This is a genomic window from Micromonospora sp. WMMD980 (assembly GCF_029626035.1).
Classification (GTDB): domain Bacteria; phylum Actinomycetota; class Actinomycetes; order Mycobacteriales; family Micromonosporaceae; genus Micromonospora.
The window spans coordinates 2,796,919-2,823,205 of sequence record NZ_JARUBE010000003.1; the positions used below are offsets into that span (position 1 = coordinate 2,796,919).

27 protein-coding genes, 1 tRNA gene and 3 pseudogenes are annotated in these 26,287 nt (G+C 72.1%); 16 read left to right on the forward strand and 15 right to left on the reverse strand.

The genetic code is table 11. From position 1 onward, the window contains the following. Positions 1 to 81 precede the first annotated feature (81 nt). Together O7618_RS12860 and O7618_RS12865 are read left to right on the forward strand one after the other, a co-directional pair. Positions 82 to 1,290: a DUF2254 domain-containing protein gene (locus tag O7618_RS12860; protein WP_278106313.1), complete on the forward strand. Its 1,209-nt coding sequence runs from the start codon at positions 82 to 84 to the stop codon at positions 1,288 to 1,290. A 66-nt stretch (positions 1,291 to 1,356) separates the two neighbouring features. Then, entirely contained in the window at positions 1,357 to 1,737 is a 381-nt protein-coding gene (locus O7618_RS12865; RefSeq protein ID WP_278106314.1) for a hypothetical protein, read from the forward strand. A gap of 3 nt (positions 1,738 to 1,740) precedes the next feature. Here the strand turns inward: O7618_RS12865 and O7618_RS12870 are convergent, their stop codons facing one another. The 3 genes from O7618_RS12870 to O7618_RS12880 are packed head-to-tail and all read right to left on the reverse strand — an operon-like array spanning position 1,741 to position 2,867. Continuing rightward, positions 1,741 to 2,166 carry a hypothetical protein gene (locus O7618_RS12870; protein ID WP_278106315.1) on the reverse strand — a complete coding sequence of 142 codons (426 nt, stop codon included), beginning with the start codon at positions 2,164 to 2,166 and terminating at the stop codon, positions 1,741 to 1,743. A gap of 14 nt (positions 2,167 to 2,180) precedes the next feature. Continuing rightward, positions 2,181 to 2,564 carry a DUF1330 domain-containing protein gene (locus O7618_RS12875; RefSeq protein WP_278106316.1) on the reverse strand — a complete coding sequence of 128 codons (384 nt, stop codon included), beginning with the start codon at positions 2,562 to 2,564 and terminating at the stop codon, positions 2,181 to 2,183. A 33-nt stretch (positions 2,565 to 2,597) separates the two neighbouring features. Continuing rightward, on the reverse strand, positions 2,598 to 2,867 hold the full coding sequence (locus O7618_RS12880; RefSeq protein WP_278106318.1) for a BON domain-containing protein: 270 nt from the start codon (positions 2,865 to 2,867) through the stop codon (positions 2,598 to 2,600). Between the two features lie 212 nt (positions 2,868 to 3,079). On the opposite strand from O7618_RS12880, the gene O7618_RS12885 reads away from it, so the two are divergent. From O7618_RS12885 to O7618_RS12910, 6 genes and pseudogenes are all read left to right on the forward strand, one after another. Then, positions 3,080 to 4,102 (forward strand): trypsin-like peptidase domain-containing protein, encoded by a 1,023-nt coding sequence (locus O7618_RS12885; RefSeq protein WP_278106319.1) that lies wholly within the window; start codon positions 3,080 to 3,082, stop codon positions 4,100 to 4,102. Positions 4,103 to 4,188: 86 nt separating this feature from the next. Beyond that, positions 4,189 to 5,484 carry a low temperature requirement protein A gene (locus tag O7618_RS12890; protein ID WP_278106320.1) on the forward strand — a complete coding sequence of 432 codons (1,296 nt, stop codon included), beginning with the start codon at positions 4,189 to 4,191 and terminating at the stop codon, positions 5,482 to 5,484. Next, a pseudogene (locus O7618_RS12895) lies at positions 5,463 to 6,505 on the forward strand (Rieske 2Fe-2S domain-containing protein). The gene O7618_RS12890 and the pseudogene O7618_RS12895 overlap by 22 nt, the downstream one beginning before the upstream one ends. Positions 6,506 to 6,551: 46 nt before the next feature. After that, positions 6,552 to 7,040, forward strand: a complete 489-nt coding sequence (locus tag O7618_RS12900; protein ID WP_278106321.1) for a hypothetical protein — start codon at positions 6,552 to 6,554, stop codon at positions 7,038 to 7,040. Between the two features lie 31 nt (positions 7,041 to 7,071). After that, positions 7,072 to 7,197: a hypothetical protein gene (locus O7618_RS12905; protein ID WP_278106323.1), complete on the forward strand. Its 126-nt coding sequence runs from the start codon at positions 7,072 to 7,074 to the stop codon at positions 7,195 to 7,197. A 115-nt stretch (positions 7,198 to 7,312) separates the two neighbouring features. After that, entirely contained in the window at positions 7,313 to 9,019 is a 1,707-nt protein-coding gene (locus O7618_RS12910) for a protein kinase (RefSeq protein WP_278106324.1), read from the forward strand. A gap of 20 nt (positions 9,020 to 9,039) precedes the next feature. Here O7618_RS12910 and O7618_RS12915 read toward each other — a convergent pair whose 3' ends face one another. Then, a complete protein-coding gene (locus tag O7618_RS12915) occupies positions 9,040 to 10,140 on the reverse strand; it encodes a PP2C family protein-serine/threonine phosphatase (protein ID WP_278106325.1) in 1,101 nt (366 codons plus the stop codon). Then, the gene (locus O7618_RS12920; protein ID WP_278109987.1) at positions 10,133 to 10,921 is read right to left on the reverse strand and encodes a potassium channel family protein; all 789 of its coding nucleotides are present in this window, start codon (positions 10,919 to 10,921) and stop codon (positions 10,133 to 10,135) included. Before O7618_RS12920 ends, O7618_RS12915 begins: the two co-directional genes overlap by 8 nt. A 41-nt stretch (positions 10,922 to 10,962) precedes the next feature. Here O7618_RS12920 and O7618_RS12925 point away from each other — a divergent pair, with 41 nt between their 5' ends. Further along, on the forward strand, positions 10,963 to 11,526 hold the full coding sequence (locus O7618_RS12925) for a MarR family transcriptional regulator (RefSeq protein WP_278106326.1): 564 nt from the start codon (positions 10,963 to 10,965) through the stop codon (positions 11,524 to 11,526). Here O7618_RS12925 and O7618_RS12930 read toward each other — a convergent pair. Further along, positions 11,498 to 12,820, reverse strand: coding sequence for a cation:proton antiporter (locus O7618_RS12930; protein ID WP_278106327.1), 1,323 nt, complete (start codon positions 12,818 to 12,820; stop codon positions 11,498 to 11,500). The genes O7618_RS12925 and O7618_RS12930 overlap by 29 nt on opposite strands. A gap of 220 nt (positions 12,821 to 13,040) precedes the next feature. Between O7618_RS12930 and O7618_RS12935 the strand changes: the two genes are divergently transcribed. Further along, on the forward strand, positions 13,041 to 13,928 hold the full coding sequence (locus O7618_RS12935) for an ABC transporter ATP-binding protein (protein WP_278106329.1): 888 nt from the start codon (positions 13,041 to 13,043) through the stop codon (positions 13,926 to 13,928). Next, a complete protein-coding gene (locus O7618_RS12940) occupies positions 13,925 to 15,553 on the forward strand; it encodes a hypothetical protein (RefSeq protein ID WP_278106330.1) in 1,629 nt (542 codons plus the stop codon). Before O7618_RS12935 ends, O7618_RS12940 begins: the two co-directional genes overlap by 4 nt. 57 nt (positions 15,554 to 15,610) lie before the next feature. On the opposite strand, the gene urtE is transcribed toward O7618_RS12940, so the two are convergent. Both urtE and O7618_RS12950 read right to left on the reverse strand, forming a co-directional pair. Then, complete coding sequence (gene urtE / locus O7618_RS12945) at positions 15,611 to 16,303, reverse strand: urea ABC transporter ATP-binding subunit UrtE (RefSeq protein WP_278106331.1); 693 nt, start codon at positions 16,301 to 16,303, stop codon at positions 15,611 to 15,613. Next, positions 16,303 to 16,482: a hypothetical protein gene (locus tag O7618_RS12950; protein WP_278110245.1), complete on the reverse strand. Its 180-nt coding sequence runs from the start codon at positions 16,480 to 16,482 to the stop codon at positions 16,303 to 16,305. The genes urtE and O7618_RS12950 overlap by 1 nt, the downstream gene beginning before the upstream one ends. Here O7618_RS12950 and O7618_RS12955 point away from each other — a divergent pair. After that, a pseudogene (locus tag O7618_RS12955) lies at positions 16,465 to 17,931 on the forward strand (RelA/SpoT family protein); the annotation flags it as partial. The gene O7618_RS12950 and the pseudogene O7618_RS12955 sit on opposite strands and share 18 nt — an antisense overlap. Before the next feature lie 140 nt (positions 17,932 to 18,071). Here O7618_RS12955 and O7618_RS12960 read toward each other — a convergent pair. Together O7618_RS12960 and O7618_RS12965 are read right to left on the reverse strand one after the other, a co-directional pair. Beyond that, positions 18,072 to 18,506: a hypothetical protein gene (locus tag O7618_RS12960; protein ID WP_278106332.1), complete on the reverse strand. Its 435-nt coding sequence runs from the start codon at positions 18,504 to 18,506 to the stop codon at positions 18,072 to 18,074. Positions 18,507 to 18,573: 67 nt separating this feature from the next. Then, positions 18,574 to 18,717 carry a hypothetical protein gene (locus tag O7618_RS12965; RefSeq protein ID WP_278106333.1) on the reverse strand — a complete coding sequence of 48 codons (144 nt, stop codon included), beginning with the start codon at positions 18,715 to 18,717 and terminating at the stop codon, positions 18,574 to 18,576. Between the two features lie 35 nt (positions 18,718 to 18,752). Between O7618_RS12965 and O7618_RS32240 the strand changes: the two are divergent. The 3 genes and pseudogenes from O7618_RS32240 to O7618_RS12980 form a co-directional block, all read left to right on the forward strand. Beyond that, positions 18,753 to 19,309, forward strand: a pseudogene (locus tag O7618_RS32240) (site-specific integrase); the annotation flags it as partial. Positions 19,310 to 19,822: 513 nt separating this feature from the next. After that, positions 19,823 to 20,179, forward strand: a complete 357-nt coding sequence (locus tag O7618_RS12975; RefSeq protein WP_278106335.1) for a hypothetical protein — start codon at positions 19,823 to 19,825, stop codon at positions 20,177 to 20,179. 20 nt (positions 20,180 to 20,199) lie between these two features. Beyond that, positions 20,200 to 20,844, forward strand: coding sequence for a nucleotidyl transferase AbiEii/AbiGii toxin family protein (locus tag O7618_RS12980; RefSeq protein WP_347405416.1), 645 nt, complete (start codon positions 20,200 to 20,202; stop codon positions 20,842 to 20,844). A gap of 47 nt (positions 20,845 to 20,891) precedes the next feature. Here O7618_RS12980 and O7618_RS12985 read toward each other — a convergent pair whose 3' ends face one another. Together O7618_RS12985 and O7618_RS12990 are read right to left on the reverse strand one after the other, a co-directional pair. Further along, positions 20,892 to 21,362 carry a UPF0158 family protein gene (locus O7618_RS12985; RefSeq protein WP_278109988.1) on the reverse strand — a complete coding sequence of 157 codons (471 nt, stop codon included), beginning with the start codon at positions 21,360 to 21,362 and terminating at the stop codon, positions 20,892 to 20,894. Positions 21,363 to 21,516: 154 nt separating this feature from the next. Next, positions 21,517 to 22,746, reverse strand: a complete 1,230-nt coding sequence (locus O7618_RS12990) for a DUF6880 family protein (protein ID WP_278106337.1) — start codon at positions 22,744 to 22,746, stop codon at positions 21,517 to 21,519. A 60-nt stretch (positions 22,747 to 22,806) separates the two neighbouring features. On the opposite strand from O7618_RS12990, the gene O7618_RS12995 reads away from it, so the two are divergent. Further along, positions 22,807 to 23,049, forward strand: a complete 243-nt coding sequence (locus tag O7618_RS12995) for a hypothetical protein (RefSeq protein WP_278106339.1) — start codon at positions 22,807 to 22,809, stop codon at positions 23,047 to 23,049. A 120-nt stretch (positions 23,050 to 23,169) separates the two neighbouring features. On the opposite strand, the gene O7618_RS13000 is transcribed toward O7618_RS12995, so the two are convergent. From O7618_RS13000 to der, 3 genes are all read right to left on the reverse strand, one after another. Continuing rightward, complete coding sequence (locus O7618_RS13000; protein WP_278106340.1) at positions 23,170 to 24,312, reverse strand: hypothetical protein; 1,143 nt, start codon at positions 24,310 to 24,312, stop codon at positions 23,170 to 23,172. 340 nt (positions 24,313 to 24,652) lie between these two features. After that, positions 24,653 to 24,726, reverse strand: a tRNA-Pro gene (locus O7618_RS13005). A 168-nt stretch (positions 24,727 to 24,894) separates the two neighbouring features. Beyond that, positions 24,895 to 26,277, reverse strand: a complete 1,383-nt coding sequence (gene der / locus O7618_RS13010; protein WP_278109989.1) for a ribosome biogenesis GTPase Der — start codon at positions 26,275 to 26,277, stop codon at positions 24,895 to 24,897. Positions 26,278 to 26,287: the final 10 nt, after the last annotated feature.

A 26,287-nucleotide genomic window follows, 5' to 3' on the forward strand; every position in this document is an offset into this window, starting at 1 on the left:
CGTCGTCGGAGTCTCCCTCTGCCCAGAAAAGCAGACCTTTCGGCAGGTATGCAAACGGCGCCCAGCGGGGACTAGTGCGGGATGGACCACGCCCCGCGTACTCTCCGTGCCCGCCTCACCGCGGCCTGGTCGGGCTTCTGGCTGGTGCCGGCGGCGTTCGCGGCCGGAGCCGTGCTGCTGGCGCTCGCGCTGTCCGTGGCCGAGCTGCGCCTGGGCCTGCCCACCGGCGGGTTCCTGCCCAGCAGCGTCGCCGGCGCCCGGTCGCTGCTGTCGTCGATCATCACCGCGATGATCTCGTTCACCGCGCTCGTCTTCTCCATCACCGTTGTCGCCGTGCAACTGGCCAGCAGCCAATATTCCCCCCGGGTGCTGCGGACCTTCCTGCAGGACCGGATCACGCAGGCCGCGCTGGGCACCTTCCTGGCGACCGCGCTGTTCGCCATGGTGGTGCTGGCTGCCCTGCCGGCCGGCGCCGACCCCCGGCTGCCGGAGCTGTCGCTGGGCGTGGCGATGACCTTCGTGCTCGCCAGCAGCGGGCTCTTCGTCTACTACCTGCACCACGTCACCACCGTGATGCGGGTCTCGCACATCATCTCGGCCGTCGGCGCCCAGACCCGTCGGGTGATCGAGGAGCAGTATCCGGTCGGCCTCAGGTCCGAGCCGGTCCCGCCACTGGCGCCGCCGGTGCAGGTGATCGTCGCGGTGCATCCCGGCATGATCCAGCACGTCGGCCTCGACCGGCTCGCCGCGCTGGCCCGCAAGCACGACTGCACGCTGTCGGTCCTGCCCGCGCCGGGCGACTTCGTGGTGGCCGGGCAACCGCTGATCGCGGTCCACCCCCTGCCCGGTGCCCCCTCCCCCACCACCGTGCCGGACGCACAGGCCTGCGTCGCGGTGAATCTCGGCGTGGAACGGACCCTCGGCCAGGACGTCGGGTTCGGGTTCCGACAACTGACCGACATCGCCGAACGGGCCCTCTCCCCGGGCATCAACGACACCACCACCGCGGTCCGCGGCGTGCAGGAGATGCACGACCTGCTGCGCCGCCTCGCCGGCCGGCCCCGGCACCGCCTGCTCGTCGACGACCCCGACGGCACGCCCCGGGTGCGGGCCCGGGGGCAGGACTTCGACGGCTTCCTCGCGGTCGCGGTCGACGACGTCCGACGGTCGGGACGCGACCAGCCGCGAATCACCCGGCTCCTGGACGACGTGCTCGCCGACCTGCGCTCCGTGGCCCTGCCGGACCATCTGCCCGACATCGTCCGCAGGATCGCCGAGCGGCAGGCATGACCTGGCGGTGACGGGGGAAGCGGCCGGCACAAGCCTGCGCCATCTCGGCGCAGCGGAGGGAGTGCCATGACCGCGTCCAGCGAGCCGGCCCGCGGAGCCGGTGCCCCGACCCGCGCCGGTGCGGGAGCCAAGACCAGCACCGCCGCCGCGCTCGCGCTCGTGTTCGGTGTGTCCGGCCTGTTCAGCGTGCTCACCGCCATCCTCGCCTGGATCGGCGTGGTGCTCGCCATCGTCGGCATCGTCCTGGGCATCGTGGGCCTGCGGATGGCCGCCCGACCGGGCGTGACCGGCCGGGGGGTGGCGATCGGCGGACTCGTGCTCAGTGTGGTCGCCCTGCTGCTCGGGCTGGCGCTCGGCGCGGGCATCACGACCTTCCTCAACAACGAGGGCGCGGTCGACCGGCTCCAGCAGCAGGTCGACGACCTGCGCGACCGGCTCGACAGCTGACGGTCAGTGCACGGTCACCCTCTCGGCGACGATCGCCCGGCCGCCCTCGAAGCTCCGGTAGGGACCGGAGGGCCCCAGATCGTAGCGGTCGGCCAACTCGCGGTACGAGAAGTCGACGACGGTGCCGCTGACCGTCACCAACTGCGGCGGCTCGGCCGTGATCGGCTCGGCCGACAGCACGAGCATCGTGCCGTCGGTGAAGTCCACGTCGCGTACGACGAACGCGCCGCCGGTGACCACGCGGTCGACGGTCGCGGTCACGGTCAGGCGGGCACCCACCTCAGCCCGGGCGACGGTGCCCAGGCGGACCGTGGGGGTCGGCTCCGGTGTCGGCTCCGGATCCGGCCGGCCGGCGCAGCCGGCGACGAGCAGGACGATCGCCGACAGTGCCACGGCCGCCCGGCGCGCCCCGGGTCGCCACCTGTCCATCCGCGGTTGCTCCCTCACTGGTCGCGGCCGGGTCCGGCCCAGGCGGCGGTGGGTTGCAGGACGGCCTCCCGCAGCGCCCGGGTCCGCCACCGGGTCACCTCCTGGTATTCCGGGTCGGCGACCATCCGGCTGAACGCCGTCCGACTCGGATAGCGCACCAGCAGCACCGCGTCCCACGCCTGGCCCTCCTCGGCCACCAGCGCCGGTCCACCGTCACCGGCGTAGAGCACCTCGCCGCCGTAGCGGGGCAGGAACGTCTCCCGCAACGCGGCGGCGTAACGCGCGTAGGACTCCCGCCCGCCCTCGACGAAGCGCAGGAGGTTGAGCATGACCACCGAGGCGTCGGGGTCGGTGGCGAGGAACCCCTTGAGGTCCCGGCCGGTGGGATCGACTGCCATGATGCGCGGCTCCTGTCGGATCGGGTGACGACATCAGACCACGTGCAGCCGGATATTGACGTCGTGCACCCCGGGCACCGCCCAGGCGAGCGCGCGGGCGTGGGCCAGCACGTCGGCGGAGCGGACCCGCCCCTCCAGGATGACCACCCGGTTCTGCGCCTCCACGCAGATGCGCTCGCGGCACAGCAGCGGGTCGCGGTACATCTGGTCGACCACCCGGCAGGCCAACCGGGTGTCGTTGGCGGCGGGCCCGTCGTCGAACAGCGACGGCAGCCCCTCGGGGAAGAACCACGGGTAGGTCACGACTGCCTCCTGACGTCTCACATCGGCGTTCCTCACGCCCTACCCCAAGGGTTCCGCCGGCAATACGACAGGTTCGTGACGATCCGCATTCGCCATCGTGACAACCGGCCGGGTCTGCGTCGGACGGCGTTTGCCGGCGAGGGCGCCGGGTAGCGGCTCGTCGGAGGGCCGGCAGGCCGCTCGGGTCACCGGCACTGCGGGAGGGTGGAGACGTGGGACGTGGATCGCGTCGGGCGGCGCTGATCGGCAGCGTGGCGCTGCTGGCCGTGACGGTCGGCTGCACGGCGGACGGCGGCGTCGACGAGAAGGCCGCCGCGGCGCCGACCGTCTCGGCCGCGCCGGCCGCCGGTCTGCCGCAGGTGGTGGCCCGGCTGCAACCGTCGGTGGTCACGGTCCGCACCGACGAGGGGCTCGGCTCCGGCGTGGTCTTCCGCGACGGCGGGCTGGTGCTGACCAACGAACACGTGGTGGGCGACCAGAAGGACGTGGAACTCGCCCTCGCCGACGGCACCCGGGTGCCCGCCCGGGTGGTCGCCGCCGACGCCGTCACCGACCTCGCGGTCCTGCGGGCGCAGCGCACCGACCTGCCGCCCGCCCCGCTGCGCACCGAACTCCCGCAACCCGGCGAGCCGGTCGTCGCGCTCGGCAGCCCGCTGGGCTTCCTCAACAGCGTGACCGCCGGCATCGTCTCCGGCGTCGGCCGGGAGATCCCCGGCTCGGCGACCCAGGGCAACGCCCTGGTCGACCTGATCCAGACCGACGCCGCCATCTCCCCCGGCAACTCCGGCGGCGCGCTGGCCGACTACTCCGGCCGGGTGGTCGGGATCAACGACGCCTACCTGCCGCCGCAGACCGGGGCGGTGTCCATCGGGTTCGCCATCCCCGCCGCCACCGCCGTCGACATCGCCGACGACCTGCTCGACGACGGCAAGGTCACCCAGCCGTACCTCGGGCTGGCGGTGGCCCGGCTGACCCCGCAGATCGCGCGGTCGCTCGGCGCCGCCACCGACCGGGGCGTGCTCGTGCGGGACGTCGCCGGGGACGGCCCGTCGGCGAAGGCCGGCCTGCGACCCGGGGACATCGTCACCGAGCTGGCCGGTGAGCGCACCGAGACGCTGGAGGCGTTCCTCGGCGCCCTGCGCGCGGTCGAACCCGGCCAGCGCGTGTCGGTCACCTACCTGCGCGGGGGCGACACCCGTCGCGCGACGGTCACGCCGACAGCCGCCACCCGCTGACCCGTGCTGCCGGGCCGGGTCACGCGGTCGGCGGCGCTACGGCGAAACCGGGGGCGACCCGGCCGGCGCCCGACGAGACTGGTGTGGTGAGTGCTCCCATCGCCGTGCGCCAGTCACCCTGGTTGACGCCGATCGTGCCGGGAACGAGGGTCACCCGCCTGGAGCTGTTCTTCGACCTCATCTTCGTCTTCGCGTTCCTCAACGTCACCGGCCTGGTCTCCACCCACCCGACCCCCAGGTCGGTGCTGGCCGGGTTGCTCGTGCTGGCGCTGCTCTGGTGGTGCTGGACGGTGCTGGCGACCCTGGGCAACCTGGCTCGCCTCGACAAGGGCATCCTGCCGGTGTTCGGCCTCGGCATCACCGTCGCCACGTTCGTGCTGGCGATCACCATCCCGCAGGCCTTCCGGAACCAGCTCGACGACCTGGCGGGCCCGATCGTGTTCGCGCTGGCCTATCTGGTCGTGCGCGGTCTCACGCTGGGCGCGTTCCTGTTCGTGCTGACCGGCGTCGGTCGAGCCCGCTGGCAACTGGCGCTCGTCTCCGCGCCGCCGGTGGTGGCCGCCGTCCTCGTCGTCCTCGCCGCCACGGCGGCGTGGTGGGCCCCGCCGGACGTGCGGTTCGACGCCCGTCTCGGCCTGTGGACGGCCGCGCTCCTGGCCGAGTATTCGGTCGGTCTGATCCTGCCCTACGCCAGGTGGACGGTCGCCTCGGCCGGGCACTGGGCCGAACGCCACTCCCTGATCATCCTGATCGCGCTCGGCGAGGCGGTCATCTCGCTGGGGCTCGGGCCGGGACGGTTCGAGCGTCTCGCGCTGTCCGCACCGGTGATCGCCGGGTCGGCCCTCGGCATCCTGCTGCTCGCGGCCCTGTGGTGGCTGCACTTCGACACCCTCGCGCCCAGCGTGGAGCAAGCCATGCACGGCACCCGGGACGTGCGGCGGATCTCGCTGGCCCGAGATGTCTTCACCTACCTCCACCTGCTGATGATCCTGAGTGTCATCGCCGTCGCGCTCGGGCTGAAGTTCGTCCTCGAAGCGGTCGCCCAGGTCCTCGTCGAGCCGCTGAGATGGGCCGGGGTGGTCGCCCTCTACGGCGGGGTCGCACTGTTTCTGCTGACCGAGGTCGCGGTGGTCGCGCGCACGTTCCGCCGCACGCGGCCCACCAGGATCGTCACCGCCACCGCCGTGTGCCTGCTGAGCTGGCCGGCGACGCTGGTCCCACCCCTCGCCGCGCTGGACTGGCTGGTGGCGGTCCTGATCGCCCTCATCGTGGTCGACCGGTTCACCGGCGCCGCCGCCCGCCGCCGGATCAAGGCTTCGCTGCGGCACGAGGAAGAGGCGGTCGAGCGGGCGGTCAGCCAGTGGCGGCGGGAGAACCTCTGACAGACGTGGTCCGCGAGGGCGCACGCCGCGACGACATCGAGATCGTCCACTACGAGCCGCAGGTGGCCGCCGGCTCCAAGGCCGAACGACGGGTCGGTCGTACAGTCGCCGCGCTGTTCCTGGCGGCGGGCCTGTCGGCCATGCTGTTCCTGGCCGTCTACATCTGGTGGCCGTGGCGCTACCGCCTCGTCGGCGGCATCGAGGAGCACTACACGCCCCTCCTGGGACTGACCCTCGGCGTCGCGCTGCTCGCGGTGGGCTTCGGGATCCTCGTGTGGGGCAAGAAGCTGCTGCCCAAGGAGGTGCCGGTTCAGGACCGCCACGACGCGCCCTCCTCCGCCGAGGATCGGCGCATCACGGGGCAGACCATGCTCTACCTGGCCGACGAACTCGGGATCAAGAGGCGCCCCCTGCTCGGGGCGTCCCTGCTCGCCGGGCTGCTCCCGGTCGGGGCGGTCGTCGCCGCTCCCCTGGTCGGCGGGCTCATCCGTAACCCCGACGACGACCGGGAACTGTTCCGCACCGGATTCGCCCCCGCCGACGACAACGGCGCCGTCACCAGGATCCGCCTCCTGCGGGAGGACGGACGCCCGATCCGGCCCTCGGACATCCTGCCCGGAGGGCAGGTCACCGCCTTCCCCGGCATCCCGCACAGCGTCGGCAACGAATACGCCGACTCGGTCACAGTGCTCATCCACCTGCCCGCCCAGGACGCCCTGGTCGGCCGGCAGAACAACCGGGAGGCCGGCAAGCAGGACTGGATGTGGGGCGACTTCATCGCCTACTCCAAGATCTGCACCCACGCCGGCTGTCCCGCCAGCCGCTACGAGCAACAGACGAACCGCCTGCTCGCCCGTGCCACCAGTCCCAGTTCCTCATCACCGACAACGCCCAACCCGTCTTCGGCCCCGCCGACCGGCCATCACCACAACTACCCATCGAGGTCGACGACGAGGGCTTCTTCGTCGCCTCCTCCGACTACCAGGCCCCCATCGGACCCGACTTCTGGGAGCGACCCTGATGAGCGCCCCACCCCCACCCACCGATGGCACGGCGGTCGTGCGCGCATGGCGCTGCTGGCCGCACTCGCCACGGCACACCTGCTCCTCGCCGCCTGCGGCGCCGGACAGATCGCGGAGACCGCCGAGAAGAACCCCTCCATCCAGGGGGCCAACCTCGCCAGCGACAACGGCGAGTACGCGGTACGCGTCCTGCTCCTGCCGTTCCCCGGCGTCGACGGCTACCCCGCCGGCGCCGACGCGCCGCTGCACGCGGTGATCTACAACGACTCGCAACGTCCCGTCACGGTCACCGTCACCACCGGGGACGCACGCGAGGTCGTCCTCGTCAGCGCGGAGCAGCCCCCACCACCCTCGCCGGAGACACCCCCGGCGACCCGGCCCGCCTCGCCCCCCTACTCCCCGGCCCCGTCACCGACGGCCAGCGGCCCGCCGTCGGGGTCGACGACCCAGCCCGCTCGCTTCGACCTGCCCCCGCCCAGTTTCGTGCGGTTCAACGACCAGGCCGGCCGCCACTTCCCGGCTTCTCCGTCTTAACGAGTCACTGCGCTCGGGCCAGAACGCGACGGTGACCTTCGACTTCGGCAACGGCCAGCGGGTCACCGGACCGGCGCCGGTCGCCGCGCCGTTGATTTCCGTCGCGCCGCCCCCGCTGATCGGGCCCGCGGAGGCCGGGACCCGCGCAGCCGGCTGACCCCCCGCGCCGGCCCGCCAGGGCCCGACTGTTTTCCCTGCTGGCGCCTCGGGTAGGAGGAAGATGCTCGCACAGCCGATCGAGCGGTCGGATCGACCGTGAAAGGGGGTGCGCGATGCGGGTGTTGGCGGGACGCTACCGCCTGGTGCGGCAGGTCGGCCGGGGTGGGTCGGCCGTCGTCTGGCAGGCGGTGGACGAACTTCTCGACCGCACCGTCGCGGTCAAGTTGCTCGCCCCCGGTCCGGCGGAGGACCCCCGGTGGCGTGGGGCCGTGCGCGGCGAGGCGCGGGCCGCGGCGCGGCTGGACCACCCGAACGTCGCGGCGGTCTACGACTACGGTGAGGCCCGGCTGTCGGGGCTGCGGCGGGTGCCCTTCCTGGTGCTGCAGTACGTCGAGGGCGAGACGCTCGCCGACCGGTTGCACCGGGTCGGCGCGCTGGGCTGGCCCGACGGTGGACGGATCTGCGCGCAGGTCGCGGCCGGGCTCGCCGCGGTCCACGAGGCGGGGCTGGTCCATCGCGACGTCAAGCCGGGCAACGTGCTGCTCGCGCCGGACGGGGCGAAACTGGTCGACCTCGGCGTGGCGCTCGCCGTCGGCGCCGCCACTGTCGACGGCCGGGGCGAGATCCGCGGCACGCCCTCGCACATGTCGCCCGAGCAGTTGCGCGGCGAACCCGCCGTGCCCGCGTGCGACGTCTACGCGCTCGGCCTCCTGCTCACCGAATGCCTCACCGGGCGGCCCCCCGCCCAACCCGGCCGGCACGGCCGCGACGACCACGAGGCGACGCTGCGGGTCGAGGGGGTGATCGAGGCCGTCGACGAGCTGCGTCGCCGCTGCCTCGCACCCGACCCCGCCGAGCGGCCGAGCGCGGGAACCGTGGCGCGGATCCTCGCCGGCGCCGGCGCTGCCGCATCGGCGCCGGCGCCGATGCGGCCGGCCGTCGGCGCGCGCCAGGACCTCCGGCCCACGACCCCCGCGTCACCGGGCAGCGGCCGGCGGACGACGCTGCGACGCGCCGCGCTGGCGGGTGGTCTGCCGGTCGTCCTGGCGGGCGCGCTGCTCGTCGCCCAACTGTCCGGGTCCGGTTCGACGCCGGACGCCTACGGCGCGTCCGAGGCGACACCGAGCCCGACCTTCGGTTGCACCGTCACCTACTCCGCCGAGCGTGCGCAGGGCACGTTCGGCGCGGAAGTCACCGTCGAGGTGACCGGCCGGCAGCCGACGGGGCGGCAGGTGCTGCACTTCCGACTCTCCCCCGGCCAGCACCTGGACGCGCCGATGGACCGGTGGCAGTCGGGGCGGCAGGTGCGGCTGCCCCTGCCGTCGGACACCTCGGCGCCGATCCGGGTGCCGCTGCGGGGGACCTACACCGAGCCGGCCCGGTCCGGTCCGGACGGCTTCGCGCTCGCCGGCGTGCCCTGCCGCAGATCCGCGGCGCTGGTCACCATCGCCGGCGGCGACGAGCCGGAGTCGAGCGCGCCGGCGACGCGCGCACCGCGCGCCCGGGTCGACGAACCGGCGCCGCCGCGCACCACCGGGCCGGCGACGACGCCACCGCAGCCCACCGCGGAGCAGACTCCGGCGAGCCCGCCGCCGGCGACCGGGAAGCCCACCGAGAGCGTCAAGCCGTCACCGTCACCGTCGACGTCCACCACCCCCGCGCCGTCGGCCAGCCCGACCGGCTCCGCCGAACCGACCACCAGCCCGTCCGCATCCGCGTCGGCGCCGCCCGGCACGGATGCGCCGGCCACCCCCGCCGATCCGACCTCGGCCGCGCCGACCGGCGACCCCGCGCCGACCGGGACCGACGTCCCGGTCTGACCGCCCGCCCCGGGGGAACGTCACCGCCCGCCGCGAGCGGCGTCGGTGACGGCGTCCGGCAGTCGTTCGATCAGCAGCAACGCGAGGTCGTCGCGGGGTTCACCGTCGACGTGCGCCCGCACCACGCGCCAGATGGCGTCGAGCGCCCGGGGCAGCGAGGGAGCGGACAGCGGACGGTCGAGCAGCCGGAGCGGTAAGAACCGGCCACCGTCGTCGCGCGCCTCGATCAGGCCGTCGGTGTAGAGCAGCAGGCGGTCCCCGATCGACCAGGGGTGGCGCGTCGGCGGGTCACGCCGGCCGCCCAGCCCCAGCGGCCGGCCCGGCTCGGTCTCGCCGAGCGGCACCGGCGAGCGCCCGGGACGGTGTCGCAGCGGCATGGGATGCCCGCAACTCGTCACCCACAGGTCCGGCCCGCGGACCTCCAGCAGGACGGCCGTGACGAAGGTTACCCCGTAGGTGGGCCTCGGTTCCCGAGCGACCAGGGCGTCGAGGTCGGTGGCCACCTGCTCCAACCGGTCGCGCACGATCGCGGACTGCCGGAACGCGCCGATCACCGCCGAGGCGAGCTGCACCGCCGGCAGTCCCTTGCCGCACACGTCGCCGATGATGACGCGCAGCCGGTCCGGCCCCGGCACCACCTCGTAGAGGTCCCCGCCCACCCCCGCGCCCCGCTGCGCGGAGACGTACCGGGCACCCAGCGCGACGGACCCGATCGTGGGTGGGATCTCCCGCAGGATGGCCTTCTGGGTGACCCGCACGATCTCGCTCATCCGGCGGATCCGCTCCTCGCGCACCGTGCGGGCCCGGGACACGTACAGTGCCGCGATGCTGACCGCGATGACCACGGCCACCCGCAGGACGTGGTCGAGGCTGCCCAGCGTCTGACTCGGCAGGCCGGCCAGGACCGCCGCGACCGTCGCCGCGGCGGACGCGACAGCGGTACGTCTCGGCGTGTCCACCGCGGCGGCCAGCAACGGGGCCAGGCCCAGGAATCCGATGAGCACCGCGTGCGCGGCCGCCGCCACGTCGACCAGCAACACGACGCCGATGAGAGCCAGCGCGGCGGGCAGCCCGAGCCACGATCGGTGGCCGGCCTCCGCGGAGCCCTCCGGGTCAGTCATCGACGGTGCCCCCGTCCGCCGCCATCGGATCGGACCGGCCGGCGAGGGACCGCGACTCCAGCCTCGCCCGCAGCGCGGCGATCTCCTCCCGGAGGGCCGCGACGTCGGCGGCGGTGGCCGGCTCGGGACGGTCCCGGTCGGCGACCCGCTCGACGATCCAGGTCGCGAGCGACCCGGTCACGAAACCGATCAGGCCGATCCCGCCGACCATCAGGCCGAGCGCGACCAGGCGACCCGCCGTGGTCACCGGGAAGAGGTCGCCGTACCCGACGGTCGTGATCGTCACCGCGGCCCACCAGAGAGCGTCGGTGAACGACGTGATCGAGGCGTCCGGCGCGTCCCGCTCCGCGTCGAGCACCGCCAGGGCCGACACGACCACCAGCAGCACGGTCGTGGCACTGACATACAGGGCGAGGCGGCCACGGGCCCAGCCGGTCGTGCGCCGGGTCAGGTTCAGCACGACCGTGACCAGCCGGAGAGCGCGCAGCGGACGCAGGAACGGCAGCACGAGCACCGTCAGGTCGAACAGGTGGGTGCGCAGGAACCGCAAGCGGTCACCGGCAAGAGCGAACCGCACCAACAGGTCGACCCAGAAGAGCAGCCAGATCGCCACGCTGGTGGCCTCGCAGGCGAGCACCCACCGGTCGGGAAGCCGCGGCACGAGGATGGGCCACGCGTAGGCGCCGAGGAAGACGACGGACAGCAGGGTCAACGGGGCGGCACTGAGCTGCTCCCAGCGCCCGACCGCCCGCTGTCGGAACCCGTCGCGCTCGCCGGACACCACCCCCACCGCCTTCCCTGCACCCGTGCAACCATTGTGTGGTGGAACTCTACGTCCCGCCCGACGAGCCGGTGCCGGACCCCGAGTCGGCGCTCGTCGACGGCCTGGCCGCGCTGAGCCGGGTGCTGGTGGGCTTCACCGCGCGAACGCTGGCCGGCCTCGACGCGGAGCTGACCCTTCCCCAGTACCGCACGCTGGTGCTGCTCGCCGCACGCGGACCGCTGCGGACGGTCGACCTCGCCACCGCCCTCGAGGTCCACCCGTCGACCGCGACCCGCACCTGCGACCGACTGGTCCGACGCGGCCTGGTGGCCCGCCGGCAGGGCACCACCGACCGACGGGTCGCCTGGCTGACCCCCACCGAGGCCGGACGTGACCTGGTCGCCCAGGTGGTCCATGGGCGGACCGACCGAATCCGCGATCTTGTCCGCCGCGCGGACGGGGTCCGTCGGGCGACCGCGGCCGATCTCGTCAACGCGCTGGTCGAAGCGGCCGGCGAGCCGACGGAGAGCCGGTGGTGGCGCGACTGGGCGGCCCAACGCGAGGACAGGACCGGACCCCCCGGGCAGCCGCGCGCTACTCCGCCCTCGACTGCGGGTCGGTAGTCGCGCCGTCGCGAAGGTCGGCGCCCCGACCGGCTCCGTCGCGGTCCGCCGCGCTCGGGCCGGCCGTCGCCCGCCGCCCGGTTCCGTCGCCGCGGGCCCGCCGGATCCGGCGCAGCACGCCGTGCCAGTTGGGGACCTCCGAGCTGTCGTCGAACGCCCGGGCGACCACCACATCGGTCGAGGAGTGCGCCAGAATCGAGATGACGATTGTCAACGCGACGAGGTGGAACACCTCGTCCGCGGCGCCGATGCCGGCCTCGAGGACGAGCAGCCCGTAGACCACCGAGGCGAAGCCCTTGGGGCCGAACCACATCGCCGCGGCCTGCTCGCGCAGGCTCAGCCCGGACCGCAGGAAGGACACCCACAGCGCGACCGGCCGGGCCACCACGATCGCCAGCAGGGCGAACACCCACCCGGTCCACGGAATCTCGCCGAGGAACTCCACCGAGATCAGCGCACCGAACACCAGCAACGCGGCCAGCTTCAGCAGTTCGGCGACGTTCTCCCCGAAGTGCTCGAACGCGGCGCGCTCCCGCGGTCCGAAGGTCGCCACCGTGATGCCGGCGGCGAACGCGGCCAGGAACAGGTTGCCGTGGGTGACCTTGCCCAGCGCCAGCACCAGCAGCCCGATCGCCACGCCGTTCAACGGCGCGTAGGCCGCGGACGCGGCGAACCACCGGGTGCGCTCCAGCGCGATGGCGGCCAGCGGCACCAGCACGCCGATCAGCAGTCCGACCGCCAGTTCGGTGCCCAGCTCTCCCAGGTGCAGGTCCTCCGAGCCGGCCGCGACCGCCAGCAGCACCACCACGAAGGGCAGGGCGAGACCGTCGTTCACGCCGGACTCGACGTTGAGCAGGTGCCGGAGCCGGGCGGGCACCTTGTCGTTGCCGACCAGCGCGGCCGCGAAGACCGGGTCGGTCGGGGCGAGGATCGCCCCGATCAGCAGCGCCTCGGGCCAATCGAGACCGGCGACGTAGTGGGCGAGCACCGCGGTGACGAGCAGGGTGAGCGGCAGGCCCCAGCCCAGCGCGCGGCCGGGCAGCCGCCACGCCGAGCGTAGGTCGGCCCAGCCGACGCGCATGCCGTCGGTGAACAGCACCGCGAACAGCGCCAGCTCGGCCAGTTGCGCCACGATCGGAGAGTCGGCGCGCAGGTGCAGCACGCCGGTGGTGTCCTCGCCGAGCAGGAAACCGGCCACCAGGAACAGCGCCGCGGTGGACAGGATGGTGCGGTGGGCCAATGCGGAGACGAGCACTGCGGCCAGCAGGACGGCAGCGAAGCACAACAACAGCACGGGAAACCTCCGGGGCGCGGACCAGCACGGTGCCGACCAGACTTCCCGGCGCTCCACGGATCCTGGCGATCATAACGGCCGCCGACGAGCGGCGCGACGGCGGTGAGCGGCAGACCCCCGTGCCGCGCTGTCCGAGGCGTGGCGCACCGGAGTACGGTGAGATCCGGTGCGCCGGGAAGCCTGGTCGGCAGTCGTGACACGTCGTCGACCGGAGGCACCCGTGGCCGCAACCGCCATCCGCACGCAGCACCTGACCAAACGCTACGGCGGACTGCTGGCCCTCGACGGGCTGGACCTCACGGTGCCGGCCGGCGAGGTGTTCGGGTTCCTCGGTCCCAACGGGGCCGGGAAGTCCACCACGATCCGGCTGCTGCTCGGCCTGGCCCGGCCCACCGCCGGCCGGGCCTGGATCTTCGACGCCGACGCCGAGGATGTCGCCGCGGCGCACCGGTTGTTGGCGTACGTGCCGGCCGACGTGGCGTTGTGGCCCCAGCTCACCGGGGCGGAGATCCTGGAGCTGCTCGCCGCCATCGGGCCGGGTGTCGATCGCGCCTACCGCGACGAGCTGGTGGAACGCTTCGCGCTCGACCTGTCCGTCCCGGCCCGCGCCTACTCCACGGGTAACCGGCAGAAGGTGGCCCTGGTCGCGGCGTTCGCCACCCGTGCGCCGCTGCTGGTCCTCGACGAGCCGACCAGTGGTCTGGATCCCCTGATGGAACTCCAGTTCCGCCGCGCCGTCGCGGTCGCCCGCGACAACGGGCGGACGGTCTTCCTCTGCTCGCACCAACTGGCGGAGGTCGAGGCGGTCTGCGACCGGGTGGGGATCGTGCGTGCCGGTCGGCTCGTCGACGTCGCCACCGTCGACGAACTGCGCCGCCTGCACCGTACCGAGGTGACCACCCGTTTCACCGGCCCCGCACCCGACCTGCGCGACGTGGCCGGCGTCGAGATCGTCGCGCAGGACGGCGGAATGCTCCGCTTCGCCATGACCGGGTCGCCCGCACCGGCGCTGCGCGCGCTCGCCGCCGCTGAGGTCAGCGCGCTCACGGTGCGGGAACCCAGTCTGGAGGAGATCTTCCTCGACTACTACGGCGAGTCGGCCCGATGACCGCCACCGCCCCGGCGGGGGCCGGCCACCGGGACCGTTCGACCGCCGGCCGGGCCGTCACCCGGCTCGCCGTCCGGCAGGTACGCCGGGGGGCGTTCGTCGTGCTGACCGTGACGGTCGGCATGTCGGTGCTGGTCGCCGCCACCTACACCAGCACGATCGCCGAGGGTGGCGGCGCGCGGGCCCTCGCCGCCCTGGCCGGGAACCCCGCGGTCCGCACGCTGTTCGGCGAACCGGTCGCCCTCGACACGGTCGGCGGTTTCACGGTCTGGCGCACCGGCGTCGTCCTCGCCGTGCTGCTCTCGGTCTGGGGGACGCTGGTCACCACCCGCGTGACCCGGGGCGAGGAGGAGGCCGGCCGGTGGGACCTGCTGCTCGCCGGCCGGCTGAGCCCGCCGGTGCTGCTCGGCCGGCATCTCACGGTGCTGACGGCCGCGATGATCCTGACCGGGACCGCGCTCGCCGTGGCGCTCACCGCGGCTGGCACCCCGGCCGGCGGGGCGCTCCTGCACGCCGCCGGCCTGGCGCTCGCCGGCACGGTGGCGGTCACGGCGGCGGCCCTCGCCGCGCAGGTCTTCCCGACGCGATCGGGGGCGACCGGGGCCGCGCTGGCGTTCCTCGGCGTGGGACTGTTGGCCCGGATGGTCGGTGACGGCGTCACCGTCCTCGGCTGGCTGCGCTGGCTGCCGCCCTACGGCCCGCCGGCGCTGATCCGACCCTATCGGGACGACCGGTGGACACCCCTGGTCGTCCTCGCGCTCACCGCCGTCGCGCTCGCCGCCGGCGCGCTCGCCCTGGCCGGGCGGCGGGACGCCCGGGACGGGCTGCTCGCCCCCGCCACCGGCCGGCCGCCACGGCTGCGGCTCCTCGGCTCGGTGAGCGCCTTCGCCATCCGGCGGCTGCTGCGGCCGTTGGCCGGTTGGTCGGCCGCCGTCGGCGCCTACTTCCTGCTGATCGGCATGCTCGCCGACTCACTGACCGGCTTCCTCGCCGACAACCCCCGCTTCGCCGACCTGGCGGCACAGGCGGGCTTCGCCGGCCTCGGCACGGTCCGTGGGTACGCCGCGACGCTGTTCGCGCTCCTCGCCGTCCCGGTCGGCGCGTTCACCGCCGTCCGCCTCGCCGCGCTCGCCGCCGCCGAGACCAGCGGACGCCTGACCCTGCTGCACGCCGGGCCGGTCAGCCGCGCCCGACTGCTCGGCGTCGAGATCCGCACCACCGCGGCCGGCGCGGCGGTCCTCGGCACCGTCGCCGGGGCGGCGGCGTGGCTCGGCGCGGCCCTGGTCGGCGCGAACCTGCCGCTGTCGGCGGCGCTCGCCGGCGCCTGGAACGCGCTGCCGGTCGCGTTGCTCAGCCTCGCCGCCGCGACCGTCGCCCTCGGCCGCGCACCGCAGGGCGTGGTGGCGTGGGGGATGGTGCCGACCGCCGGCGGGTTCCTGCTCACCGTCGTCGCCGACAGCGTCCACCTGCCGGGTTGGGTGAGCGCGCTGTCGCCGTACGGCAATCTCGCGGCCGTGCCGCAGACGGCGCCCGACTGGCCCGCCCTGGCCGTCGTGGGCGCCGTGACGATCGCGGTGGTCGTGGCCGGCCAGCACGCCTATAAGCGACGCGACCTGCGGCAGTAGACCGTGGTCGGCGTCGCGGTGGCGTCGACCGCCCGGTGCCGCCGCACAACGCCGGGGTCAGACCGCGAGGGCCGCGCGCACCTCCCGCTCCGCCGTGGCTCCCCCGTCGCCGTGCGAGGTGACCCGGCCGGATTCGAGGACGTGGTAGCGGTTCGCCACCCGCAGCGCGAACCCGAGGTGCTGCTCGACGAGCAGCACGCTGAAGCCGGACCGCCGGGTCAGCGCGACGATCCGCTCCTGGATCTCGGCGACCACCGACGGCTGGATGCCCTCGGTCGGCTCGTCGAGCATGAGCAGCCGCGGCCGGGTGATCAACGCGCGGGCGACGGCGAGTTGCTGACGCTGACCACCGGAGAGCAGCCCGGCCCGCCGCCGCAGCAGCGGACGCAGCGCCGGGAACAGGTCCAGCGCCTCCGCCGTCGCCACCGCGCCGTCGCGCCGGCCGTCGGCGACGAGACGCAGGTTCTCCGCCGCCGTCAGGTGCGGGAAGCACTGCTGGCCCTGCGGGACGTACGCCATGCCGCGCGCCACCCGCTCGTGCGGGGCGAGCCGGGTGACGTCCTCGCCGTCCAGCTCGACGGCGCCGGCGGTCGGGCGCAGCAGGCCCGCCGCGACCCGCAGCAGGGTGCTCTTGCCGGCGCCGTTGTGCCCGAGCACCGCGGCCACCCCGTCGGGCGGGACGGCGAGGTCCACGCCGTGCAGCACCCGGGAACGCCCGTATCCGGCGTGCACCCCACGCAGGGTCAGCATCATGCCTCCAGACCGCTGGGGACCGACCCGGCGTCGACCGGGTGGCCGAGGTAGACCTCCTGCACGCGCGGGTCCGCCTGGACCTGCGCCACCGTGCCCTCGCTGAGCACCCTCCCCGCGTGCAGCACGGTGACGCTGCGCGCGAAGCGACGCAGGAAGTCCTCTACTCGATCTACCAAAAGATGATCGTGCGGGGTCGCGACTTCAACGACATCTACGACTTGGTGGGCGTGCGGATCCTGGTCGACACGGTGCGCGACTGCTACGCGGCGTTGGGCGTCATCCACGCCAACTGGCAGCCGGTGCCGGGCCGGTTCAAGGACTACATCGCGATGCCCAAGTTCAACATGTACCAGTCGTTGCACACGACCGTCATCGGGCCCACCGGCAAGCCGGTGGAGATGCAGATCCGCACGTACGCGATGCACCGCACCGCCGAGTTCGGCATCGCCGCGCACTGGAAGTACAAGGAGCACAAGGGCACCCAGGTGGTGGGCCCGCCGGCGCACATCGACGAGATGACCTGGCTGCGGCAGTTGCTGGACTGGCAGCGCGAGGCGGCCGACCCGAGTGAGTTCCTGGACGCGCTGCGCTTCGACCTGTCCAGCCAGGAGGTGTACGTCTTCACCCCCAAGGGTGACGTCATCCCGCTGCCGACCGGGTCGACGCCCGTCGACTTCGCCTACGCGGTGCACACCGAGGTCGGGCACAAGTGCATCGGCGCACGGGTCAACGGCAAGCTGGTGCCGTTGGAGTCGACGCTGTCCAACGGCGACGTGATCGAGATCTTCACCTCGAAGTCCGACACGGCCGGTCCCACGCAGGACTGGTTGGGCTTCGTCAAGAGCCCACGCGCCCGCACCAAGATCCGCCAGTACTTCAACAAGGAGCGGCGCGAGGAGGCGATCGAGGCCGGCAAGGACGCGATCGTCAAGGCGATGCGCAAGCAGGGCATGCCGTTGCAGCGGATGCTCACCTCGGACGCGCTGATGGCGATCGCCCGGGACCTGCACCTCGCGGACGTGGCCTCGCTCTACGCGGCGGTCGGCGACAGCCAGGTCTCCGCGCAGTCGGTGGTGCAGAAGCTGATGGCGTCCTACGGCGGCGAGGAGGGCGCGGCGGAGGACATCGCCGAGACCGCCGTGGCCACCCGGCCGCCGCGTAGCCGGCAGAGCAGCGCCGACCCGGGCGTGGTGGTGCGCGGCGTCAGCGACGTCTGGATCAAGCTGGCCCGCTGCTGCACCCCGGTGCCGCCGGACTCGGTGTTCGGCTTCGTGACCCGCTCCGGCGGGGTCAGCGTGCACCGCGACGACTGCGCCAACGCCGAGAAGCTCAAGGCCCAGCCCGAGCGGCTTCGCAACGTCACCTGGAAACTCACCTCCTCGTCAAGCTTCCTGGTCGCCATCCAGGTGGAGGCCCTCGATCGGCGCGGGCTGCTTGTCGACACCGCGCGGGCCCTCTTCGACGAGCAGGTCAACGTCCTCTCCGCTACCGTCACCACCACCCCCGACCGAGTGGCGGTGAGCCGATTCAGCTTTGCGATCGCCGATCCGAAGCATCTGGGGCACCTGCTGGCTGCAGTCCGCAGGATCGACGGTGTCTTCGACGCCTACCGGACAACCGGATAGTTGAGCTGACTGGTGCCGGACTAAAGTGTCCGAGGGGCGACGACATCCGAGCATCCGTGTTCGCAATCAGAGATGATCTAACTGGCACCAGGCAGCGAGCGGCAACCAGGCTGATGATGTCGTTGGATTCGGTTCGGGTGTCAGGGGCGACGGCGCAGTGAGCGCAGTGCGGGAACCGCGTCGGTGGCGGCGAGCGCCCAGAGTACGAGCAGCGGTTGGAAGAGCAGGCGGACCGCCCGTGCCGCATCGGTGTCCAGGCCGAATCCGTCGCGCCCTTCCATGAACTGAGCGATGTTGCCTGGGAAGACCGCGACGAAGAAGGCGGCTACGACCGCTCCGGTGATGCCGCGGACGGGCTGTCGCCAGGCGGCGAGCAGGGCCAGCCCCAGAAGGATCTCGACCACTCCGGAGGCGACGACGACGAGGTCGGCTTCGAGCGGGACCCAGGAGGGCACCTGCGCCAGGAACTCCTGGCGCGCGACGGTGAGGTGGGCGGTGCCGGCGATGAGGAGCATGACGCCCAACGCGACCTGGCCGACCGCGCCCGTCATCCGTCGGGCGGACGTGGATGTCATGGTGTCTCTTTCGTAGCGTGAACGAGGGTCGGACGGCGGTCCCGCCGCGGGGGCGGCTCCTACCACCCTACGGACAGAGGAGACGGCCCAGCTCCAGGTCCCGTACTGCCTCGACCTGTCGACCGAGCTTCGGGGAGCCGCCGCCGAGGTAACCGACGCTGCCGCCGGCCACGGTCGACGAGACGATCGGCGCGATCATCGGTAGAGACATGCGTCGGCGCGGTAGCCAATCGCGTATCGGCGCGGGCCGACGTCGTCGACCTCATGCTCGCCACCGGCGCCCGTATCGGCGAGATCCTCGCCCTCCGCTGGGAGGACCTGGACCTCGCCGCCGAACGGCCTACCCTGACGATCTGCGGAACGCTGGTCTTCATCAAGAGCCAGGGCTTCTTCCGGCAGCCCTGGACCAAGAGCGACGCCGGCTACCGGAGGGTCGTCCTCCCCGGTTCGCGGTCGGCATGCTCATGGCCCGCAAACTCACCGCCGCGGACAACCCGCACGACGCGATCTTCGCCTCCCGACGAGGCACCTGGCTCTCACCCAACAACGTTCGCCGTCAGTGGCGCCAGGCCCGCGCAGAAGCCGACCTCGACTGGGTCACCCCGCACACCTTCCGAAAGACCGTCGCCACCCTGATCAAGGAGGAGATCGATACCAAGAGCGCGGCGGCGCAACTCGGGCACTCCAGCGAGGAGGTCACCGACACCTACTACATCGCCAAGCCGGTACAAGCCCCGGACGTGTCCGGCATCCTCGAACGGCTCGGCAGCCACCCGAGCAGCCAAGGATCATCATCAGGATAGAACGATGCACATCGATGACGAACTTGGTTGCCGCACCATGTAAACGGGGGGGTTCGGGGGGCGGTTCAAATCTCCATAGAAGAAAGTTAAAGCCCTGACCAGCATTTCCGCTGGCCAGGGCTCTGACTTTGGTCGGGACGGCCGGATTCGAACCGACGACCCCTTGACCCCCAGTTTGACAACAATTCTGTCACGGCATGTCAGAACAGACTGAAACATCCACGGAACCGGACAAGAACGACGCCCCGAAATGCCGTCTCGTGTCGAGCCTTGCCACCTCATCCGCCCGGTGCGATCCCCTCCGTTACCGGGCTCGTTACCGCGGATCGTCAAGTACTTCCTATGCCAGGCAGTCCGGCCGGGCTCCAGCACGTGCAACCGTCAGTGGGCCGACCACCGATGGGCAGGCTGGATAGCTCCGACACACTGCCGCGAACCCTTCCCTCAGCCCAACGTCGACTACCGTGGGTCAAGCGATGTCGTCAGAGAGCGGCCTGAGGAGGCTGGTCGATCATGAGTGATGCCCACACCGGCGGAGCCCCCGCCGGTTCCCGCTACGCCGACCAGCGGCCGTACGTGGTCGCCGACCGGCTCGACGATTTGCGGGGACCAACGAGCGGCGTCGTGAGCCTGGATCGCCGGCTCGACTGGTCCGGGCGGGCCCGCTACGACCTGAGCAGCCCTCGGCGCCTGGCCAGGATGTATGAGATCGTGCTGCGCGAGGCGACCGCGCCCGATGACCTCACCCAATGGCTGGACGGTGCGACGTTGCTACGTCTGTGGCCGAGCTTGGTGTTGCCTCCGCAGGTTCGCCATCTGTGGGAAGCGCGGTTTCCCGAGCTGGCCAACGCGCGCCGGCACGCCGCATAGTGACCGAGCAGACCCCGCCGATCCATCGCCGGCTGGCGCAGATCGCCCTGAAGGTCGGCGGCCAGTACGGGTTCGCGTTGGCCGGCGGGCATGCGATCGCCGCCCATGGCATCCTCGACCGCCCCAGTGAAGACGTCGATCTGTTCGCCGACTGGCAACGCCGCGCCGACTTCCCCACCGCCGTCGACGAGGTGATCGCCGCCTATCGTGCCGAGGGCTTCCGCGTCGACATCGACCTGCGACTCGACACGTTCGCTCGGCTACACGTCACCGAACCGGCCCACCCAGACCAGCAGCACCGCGTGGAACTGGTCGCGAACTGGCGCGCCCAGCCGCCAGTCCAGATGGACATCGGTCCGGTCCTGCACCCCGATGACGTGATGGCCGGCAAGATGGACGCCCTCTACAACCGAGCAGCCGCCCGCGACTTCCTCGACATCGATGCCGCCATCAGCAGCGGCCGGTACACCCTCGACCAGCTCTGCGACCTCGCGCACGCCGCCGACGACGGATTCGACCGGAGCATGTTCGCCGCGATGCTTCGCCACGTCGACCGCTTCGACGACGAAGACTTCACCGACTACGGTCTGGCACCGCATGAGGTCGCCGACATGCGGGCTCGCGTCTCTACATGGCGGACCGCCCTACTCCGAGAAGTCGGGTAGGTTCGATCACCCTGCTCTGCGGCCTCCGTCTCCTCGGCCTGCTCGACTCACGGCACGTCCGGGTCAGGGTGCTCAATCCGCCAGCGGCTCGCGGCAGCGTCATCGATCAGGCAGCTGTCGAGCAGCCAGTCAATGGCCCGGCGGATCGCCCGAGCCTGGTGGAATGCGTGCCAGACCGTCAGCAGGTGCGGATACTCGTCGTGCAGTTCGTCCCTGAACCGTCGGAAGGCACCCCTGCCTTGGACGGCCCGTAAGAGCCTGCGGCCCACCTGCTCGTCGCTGACCCGCTCGGCGAAGTCGACCATGTCGCGGTGCCAGACGGAGGGCGGTAACGCCTCAATCGGAACCAGGTCGAGTTCATCCAGGTCCACCGGCGTCTTCCCGTCGATGCCGCCGTCAGCCGTCCACATCATGATCTCCCCGCTGGCTGGATCGATGAGCCAGCGGTACTCGTACGCGCTCTGGTCCTGCAGCGCCGTGGCGATCTCTTCGAGATCGAGGTGGCGTACGTCGAGCATGATGTCCACTCCCGTTGCCGTGGTCGTCGGCAACCACGGTAGGTCCGCTTCCCCCCTCAGCCGCGAGACTGCCAACCCAGTCGATTATCAGCACGGGGACCGAGGCCATCAGGTGACCATTGCTCCAGCAACCCGCAATCGGGAGACCGGTCAGCTACAGCCCGGCGGCGTCGAGGGTCTTGAGGAACGTCGGCCGGCGCTTGTGCGCGATGCGCAGCTCCGCGAGGTACCGCCCGAACGCCGCGGTCTCTCCTGCCGCCTGGTACGCCGCCCGCAGGGCCGCAAGCAACGCGACGGCCCGTCGGTAGCGCCGTTTGTCAGCCGAATTGAGGATCGCCTGCTCGACGAGGTCCCGGTACGGCTGGATCACCTCCTCCGGATGCGTCACGGCCCGCCCCTGCAGCAGGGTCTGCCACTGCGGCCCGCCGAGCCACCGCCGGTGGTGCAGGGCCTCTCGCCAGGCCTGGTCGTCACGGCCCACCGCTAGGAGCACGTCGACCAGCTCGGAGGCGTACGCCGGCTGCTGGGTGGTCCGGTCGCGCAGCACCCCCAGAGCCCACGTCGTCGGATCGTCGCCACCAGCGGTTTCCACGGTGTCGATCAAGGATCGGTACCCGGCAGCGGTGGGGTGTCGGGCGAACTCCTCCCGCCGGACCCGCACGGCACCCGGCGTGTCGCCGGCGGCGACGAGCATGTCGACCAAGAGGTCACGGAGCCGGTCGGTGTAGGCCGAGCCGGAGTTGGCGGCCACGCCCCGCCCAGCCCAAGCGATCGCCTCGTCCCGGCGTCCGGCGGCATGTAGCGCCTCGGCGATCCCCTGGTACTGCACGGCGTTGGTCAGGTGCTCGGCCAACACCGCGACGTACCGGTCGACATCTCCCGACACCTCAGCGAGCTGCTCCCGCAGGTCACGCACCGCGAACGCGCCGGTCCACGACTCCGGGTAGGCGGCGCGTGCCCGCTCGGCGACCAGCCGCTCCACCTCCGCGATCCCCCGCTTCCCCAGCGCCGAAGCGAAGTCGGCCAGTCGGACGCGGGGCCAGCCGGGGCCGTCGCACTCCAGCTTCACCAGCCAGCCGGCCAGGCTGATCGGGTTCGGCAGTGCTGCAACGCATACCTTCGCGTACAGGTCCATGAGCTCCTGCAGGTCGTCTCCGATGATTCCGGAGGAGTCATCCAGGTACATCAGGGCCCGCGTGATGCGGTCGACGGCCTTGCGCAGCACTGGCACCGCGAGATCCGCCCGGCCCTCGGCAACCCACCGATCACACTCCTCGGCCACCCGGCGGGCGGTCGGCGAGTACTCGCGTCGACCCCGGTAAGGATCCCGCCGGCGGTCCCAGCGCAGCCGGTCCACCAACACCGTCAGATCGTCACCGGTCATCTGCCCATCTCAGCAGACCGCGACCCGGCGTCGGGAACGCGCCGCCCTATCGTGTGGGGCGTGCCGAATGACCAGGATCTGGACAACGCGATCGAGGCGATCGTCGTCGACGCCTACGGCGCCGACGAGCAACACAGCGCGTTCCTCGCCGTGATCGAGGACGAAACACCCCTGCCCACCGCGGCCACCCTGCTGGGCACCCCGGTCCCGTCACCTCGATCGACTACACGATTGAGGCACGCGGCATCGTCGCCACCTGCCAAGGCCCGGATGGCGCGGGCGAAGTCACCCTCGCCGACCTGACGTTCCCGCCGCACACGGTCACCGCCTGGATCCACGCCGCCTACCGGCGTTACCTCGGCCTCACGCCGTTCCCGGCCCGGCCGAGGCCCGAGTGGACCTGGCCCGGCACCTGACGGCGCGTCAGCGACGGCGTGCATACGCGGCCAGCCGCTCGCTGACCGGGCTGACCCGCGGTCGCGGCGCCCGTCGGAAGTGCTCTGGCTTGTATGCGCGGAGAAGCTCCTCGCCGTCGCGGGTCCAGTCGAAACGCGGCTTCTTCAACAGCCGCCGGAACACCACACTGGCCCGCTCGGGATCACGCGCGGCCAGCCGACGCAGCACCAGCGGGCCGACGCTGTCATCCTGCAGGTACGCCAGCGTGTGCTCCCGGTAGCGGCGGCGGCGCAGCAGGTCCGGATCCGCGAACGCCGCCTCCACCAGCCCGAACTCGGCGTAGAAACCCAACCCGTCGACCTCGTCGTAGATCATCGCCACCGTCTCCGCGTCCGCGACATCCGGCGGCAACTCGAACAGCGTCTCGTCAGCAGCCACGATGGAGGACGACGTGCCAGACACTTCCGCACGGCAGAACGCGTAGAAGTCGGTCATCCGATCGGCCACATGATCGCCGGCCACCACCACCAGGGCGCTGCCGAAGAACCGCACAAACCGGTCCCGATCCTGACGTTGCAGCTCCCACGCCTGAGCCAGCTTCTCCGGGTTCCGGTACACCGCCTCCGGCGCGCGCAGCGACATCTCCAACGCCATCTGGTACGCGACGTCCCGCTCCTTTGCCCGCCACACGTTCATCGGGCCGCTGATCATCCACTCCTCGCCCACTGCCACCAGCCGAGCGAGCAGAAACGACCGAGGCGGCGTACGCCGGAACACCGACGGACCCATGTTGGAACGCACCCGGTAGGTCAGGTCATCCACGAGGTTCACCACGACCAGCGCCGCCCCGTCGCGCCTCTGCACCTCGAAGGGCCCCTGCACCACGTCCCGCCACCCGAGCAGCATCTGACGCTCCGGATCGGACAACTGCGGGTGCGCGGCGACGAACTGCTCCACCACCGTCCGGCCATCACGCAGCCGATGCTCCAGGACGAAGTAGTCCCACAAAATCATCAAGGTGTGCTCGTCGAGCGGAACCCGACCGTCATCCTGATCCGCCAGCACATCGTCGAACGCCCGGTCATAACGCCGGTGCTGCGAGAACGCCACCAGCTGCTGCTTCAGCTCACCCGCACGGTCGAAAAGATCATCATCAACGGCGATCGGCACGGCCTGTTCCTACCACGACGCGGCATCCGCGGGATCTGGCCCCCTGTCCACCAGCTCACCAAGACCACGATGCGGCACCAGCCGACGGCCCTGCCGTGACAAGGAGGATTGCCGAGCCGCCCGACGAAGCGACATCTGGCAGCAGCTGCAGCACTTGACGCGGAGTCAAGGGACCACAATGCCGCTCCGTCCAGAACACAGACGAAGCGGCAGGTCAGAGCGTTCCGAGTTCAGCGGGCCGGCGGCCAGCAACTATCGCCGTTACGGCCAACAAAGATCATCCGTTACCGGATGTTACCGCCGTTACCGGAGAAGATCTTCATCTCCCCAGGTCAACCGGTCGGGACGGCCGGATTCGAACCGACGACCCCTTGACCCCCAGTCAAGTGCGCTACCAAACTGCGCCACGTCCCGATGCCCCCGCGCGGTTTCCCCCGCAGCAGCCGGTACAGCTTAGCGCAAGATCTTCGCAACGTACGCACAGGCCCCCGCCGCGCCGCGGGCGACCGACGCCACTCCCCCTAGAGCGTCCTAGGAAATAAGCCGCCGGGGCGGTGCCCCGGCGGCTTACAGGTGGAACGGTCAGCCGTGGGCCTTGCCGCGGCCGCCCGGGCCCAGCTTCTTGCGCGGCCGGACCGAGATGTCGATCGGGCTGCCCTCGAAGCCGAACTCCTCGCGCAGCTTGCGCTCCACGAACCGCTGGTAACCGGCGTCCAGCGGGCCGGTGGTGAACAGCACGAAGCGCGGCGGCGCCACCCCGGCCTGGGTCGCGAACAGGATGCGCGGCGCGCGCCCGCCGCGCACCGGGTGCGGGGTGGCCTGGACCAGCGCGGTGAGCCACTGGTTGAGCTGCGCGGTGGGGATGCGGGTCTCCCAGCTCGCCAACGCCCTGCGCAGCGCGGGAGCGAGCTTGTCGACGGCGCGGCCGGTCTGCGCGGACAGGTTCAGCCGGATCGCCCACGGGATCCGCCGCAGCTCCCGGTCGATCTCCTTGTCCAGGTAGTAGCGGCGGTCGGCGTCCACCAGGTCCCACTTGTTGAACGCGATGACCAGGGCCCGGCCGGCCTCCACCACCATGGTGAGGATTCGCTGGTCCTGCTCGCTGATCACCTCGCTGGAGTCGAGCAGCACCACCGCCACCTCGGCCGCCTCGATCGCCGCGGCGGTGCGCAGGCTGGCGTAGTATTCCGTGCCGCTGGCCTTGCCGACCCGCTTGCGCAGCCCGGCGGTGTCCACCAGCTGCCAGGTCTCGCCGCCGATCTCGACCAGGCTGTCCACCGGGTCGACGGTGGTGCCGGCGACCGAGTCAACCACCGCGCGCTCCTCGCCGGAGAACCGGTTGAGCAGGCTGGACTTGCCGACGTTGGGACGCCCGACCAGGGCCACCCGGCGCGGGCCACGCGGGCGGTTCTCCACGATCTTCGGCGCCTCGGGCAGCGCGGCCATGATGGCGTCGAGCAGGTCGCCGGAACCGCGACCGTGCAGCGCCGACACCGGGAACGGCTCACCGAGGCCGAGCGACCACAGCGAGGTAGCCTCCATCTCGATGGTGGTGTTGTCGGCCTTGTTGGCGACCAGGATCACCGGCTTGGCGCTGCGGCGCAGCATCTTCACCGCGGCCTCGTCCACGTCCGTCGAGCCGACCATGGCGTCCACCACGAACAGCACCACGTCGGCGGTGACCACGGCCGTCTCCGCCTGGGCGGCGATGGCCGCGGCCCGGTCCTTGGCGTCGGGCTCCCAGCCGCCGGTGTCCACCACGGTGAACTCCCGGCCGTTCCACTGCGCGTCGTAGGGCACCCGGTCCCGGGTCACGCCGGGGATGTCCTCGACGACCGCCTGGCGGCGGCCGATGATGCGGTTCACGAGCGTGGACTTGCCCACGTTCGGGCGGCCCACCACGGCCACCACGGGCTGCGGTCCGGTCGGCTCGTCGGCCTGGACCTCCGGCTCACGCAGCTCCACCCAGCCACCG

What these genes read in the sequence shown, in the direction of transcription:
- O7618_RS12960 (WP_278106332.1), bottom strand. Translation starts at nt 18,506, where the DNA reads ATGACATCCACGTCCGCCCGACGGATGACGGGCGCGGTCGGCCAGGTC.
- O7618_RS12860 (WP_278106313.1), top strand. Translation starts at nt 82, where the DNA reads ATGGACCACGCCCCGCGTACTCTCCGTGCCCGCCTCACCGCGGCCTGG.
- O7618_RS12900 (WP_278106321.1), top strand. Translation starts at nt 6,552, where the DNA reads ATGGCGCTGCTGGCCGCACTCGCCACGGCACACCTGCTCCTCGCCGCC.
- O7618_RS12865 (WP_278106314.1), top strand. Translation starts at nt 1,357, where the DNA reads ATGACCGCGTCCAGCGAGCCGGCCCGCGGAGCCGGTGCCCCGACCCGC.
- O7618_RS12870 (WP_278106315.1), bottom strand. Translation starts at nt 2,166, where the DNA reads ATGGACAGGTGGCGACCCGGGGCGCGCCGGGCGGCCGTGGCACTGTCG.
- O7618_RS12985 (WP_278109988.1), bottom strand. Translation starts at nt 21,362, where the DNA reads ATGCTCGACGTACGCCACCTCGATCTCGAAGAGATCGCCACGGCGCTG.
- O7618_RS12975 (WP_278106335.1), top strand. Translation starts at nt 19,823, where the DNA reads ATGAGTGATGCCCACACCGGCGGAGCCCCCGCCGGTTCCCGCTACGCC.
- O7618_RS12910 (WP_278106324.1), top strand. Translation starts at nt 7,313, where the DNA reads ATGCGGGTGTTGGCGGGACGCTACCGCCTGGTGCGGCAGGTCGGCCGG.
- O7618_RS12875 (WP_278106316.1), bottom strand. Translation starts at nt 2,564, where the DNA reads ATGGCAGTCGATCCCACCGGCCGGGACCTCAAGGGGTTCCTCGCCACC.
- O7618_RS12915 (WP_278106325.1), bottom strand. Translation starts at nt 10,140, where the DNA reads ATGACTGACCCGGAGGGCTCCGCGGAGGCCGGCCACCGATCGTGGCTC.
- O7618_RS12940 (WP_278106330.1), top strand. Translation starts at nt 13,925, where the DNA reads ATGACCGCCACCGCCCCGGCGGGGGCCGGCCACCGGGACCGTTCGACC.
- O7618_RS12990 (WP_278106337.1), bottom strand. Translation starts at nt 22,746, where the DNA reads ATGACCGGTGACGATCTGACGGTGTTGGTGGACCGGCTGCGCTGGGAC.
- urtE (WP_278106331.1), bottom strand. Translation starts at nt 16,303, where the DNA reads ATGCTGACCCTGCGTGGGGTGCACGCCGGATACGGGCGTTCCCGGGTG.
- O7618_RS12965 (WP_278106333.1), bottom strand. Translation starts at nt 18,717, where the DNA reads ATGTCTCTACCGATGATCGCGCCGATCGTCTCGTCGACCGTGGCCGGC.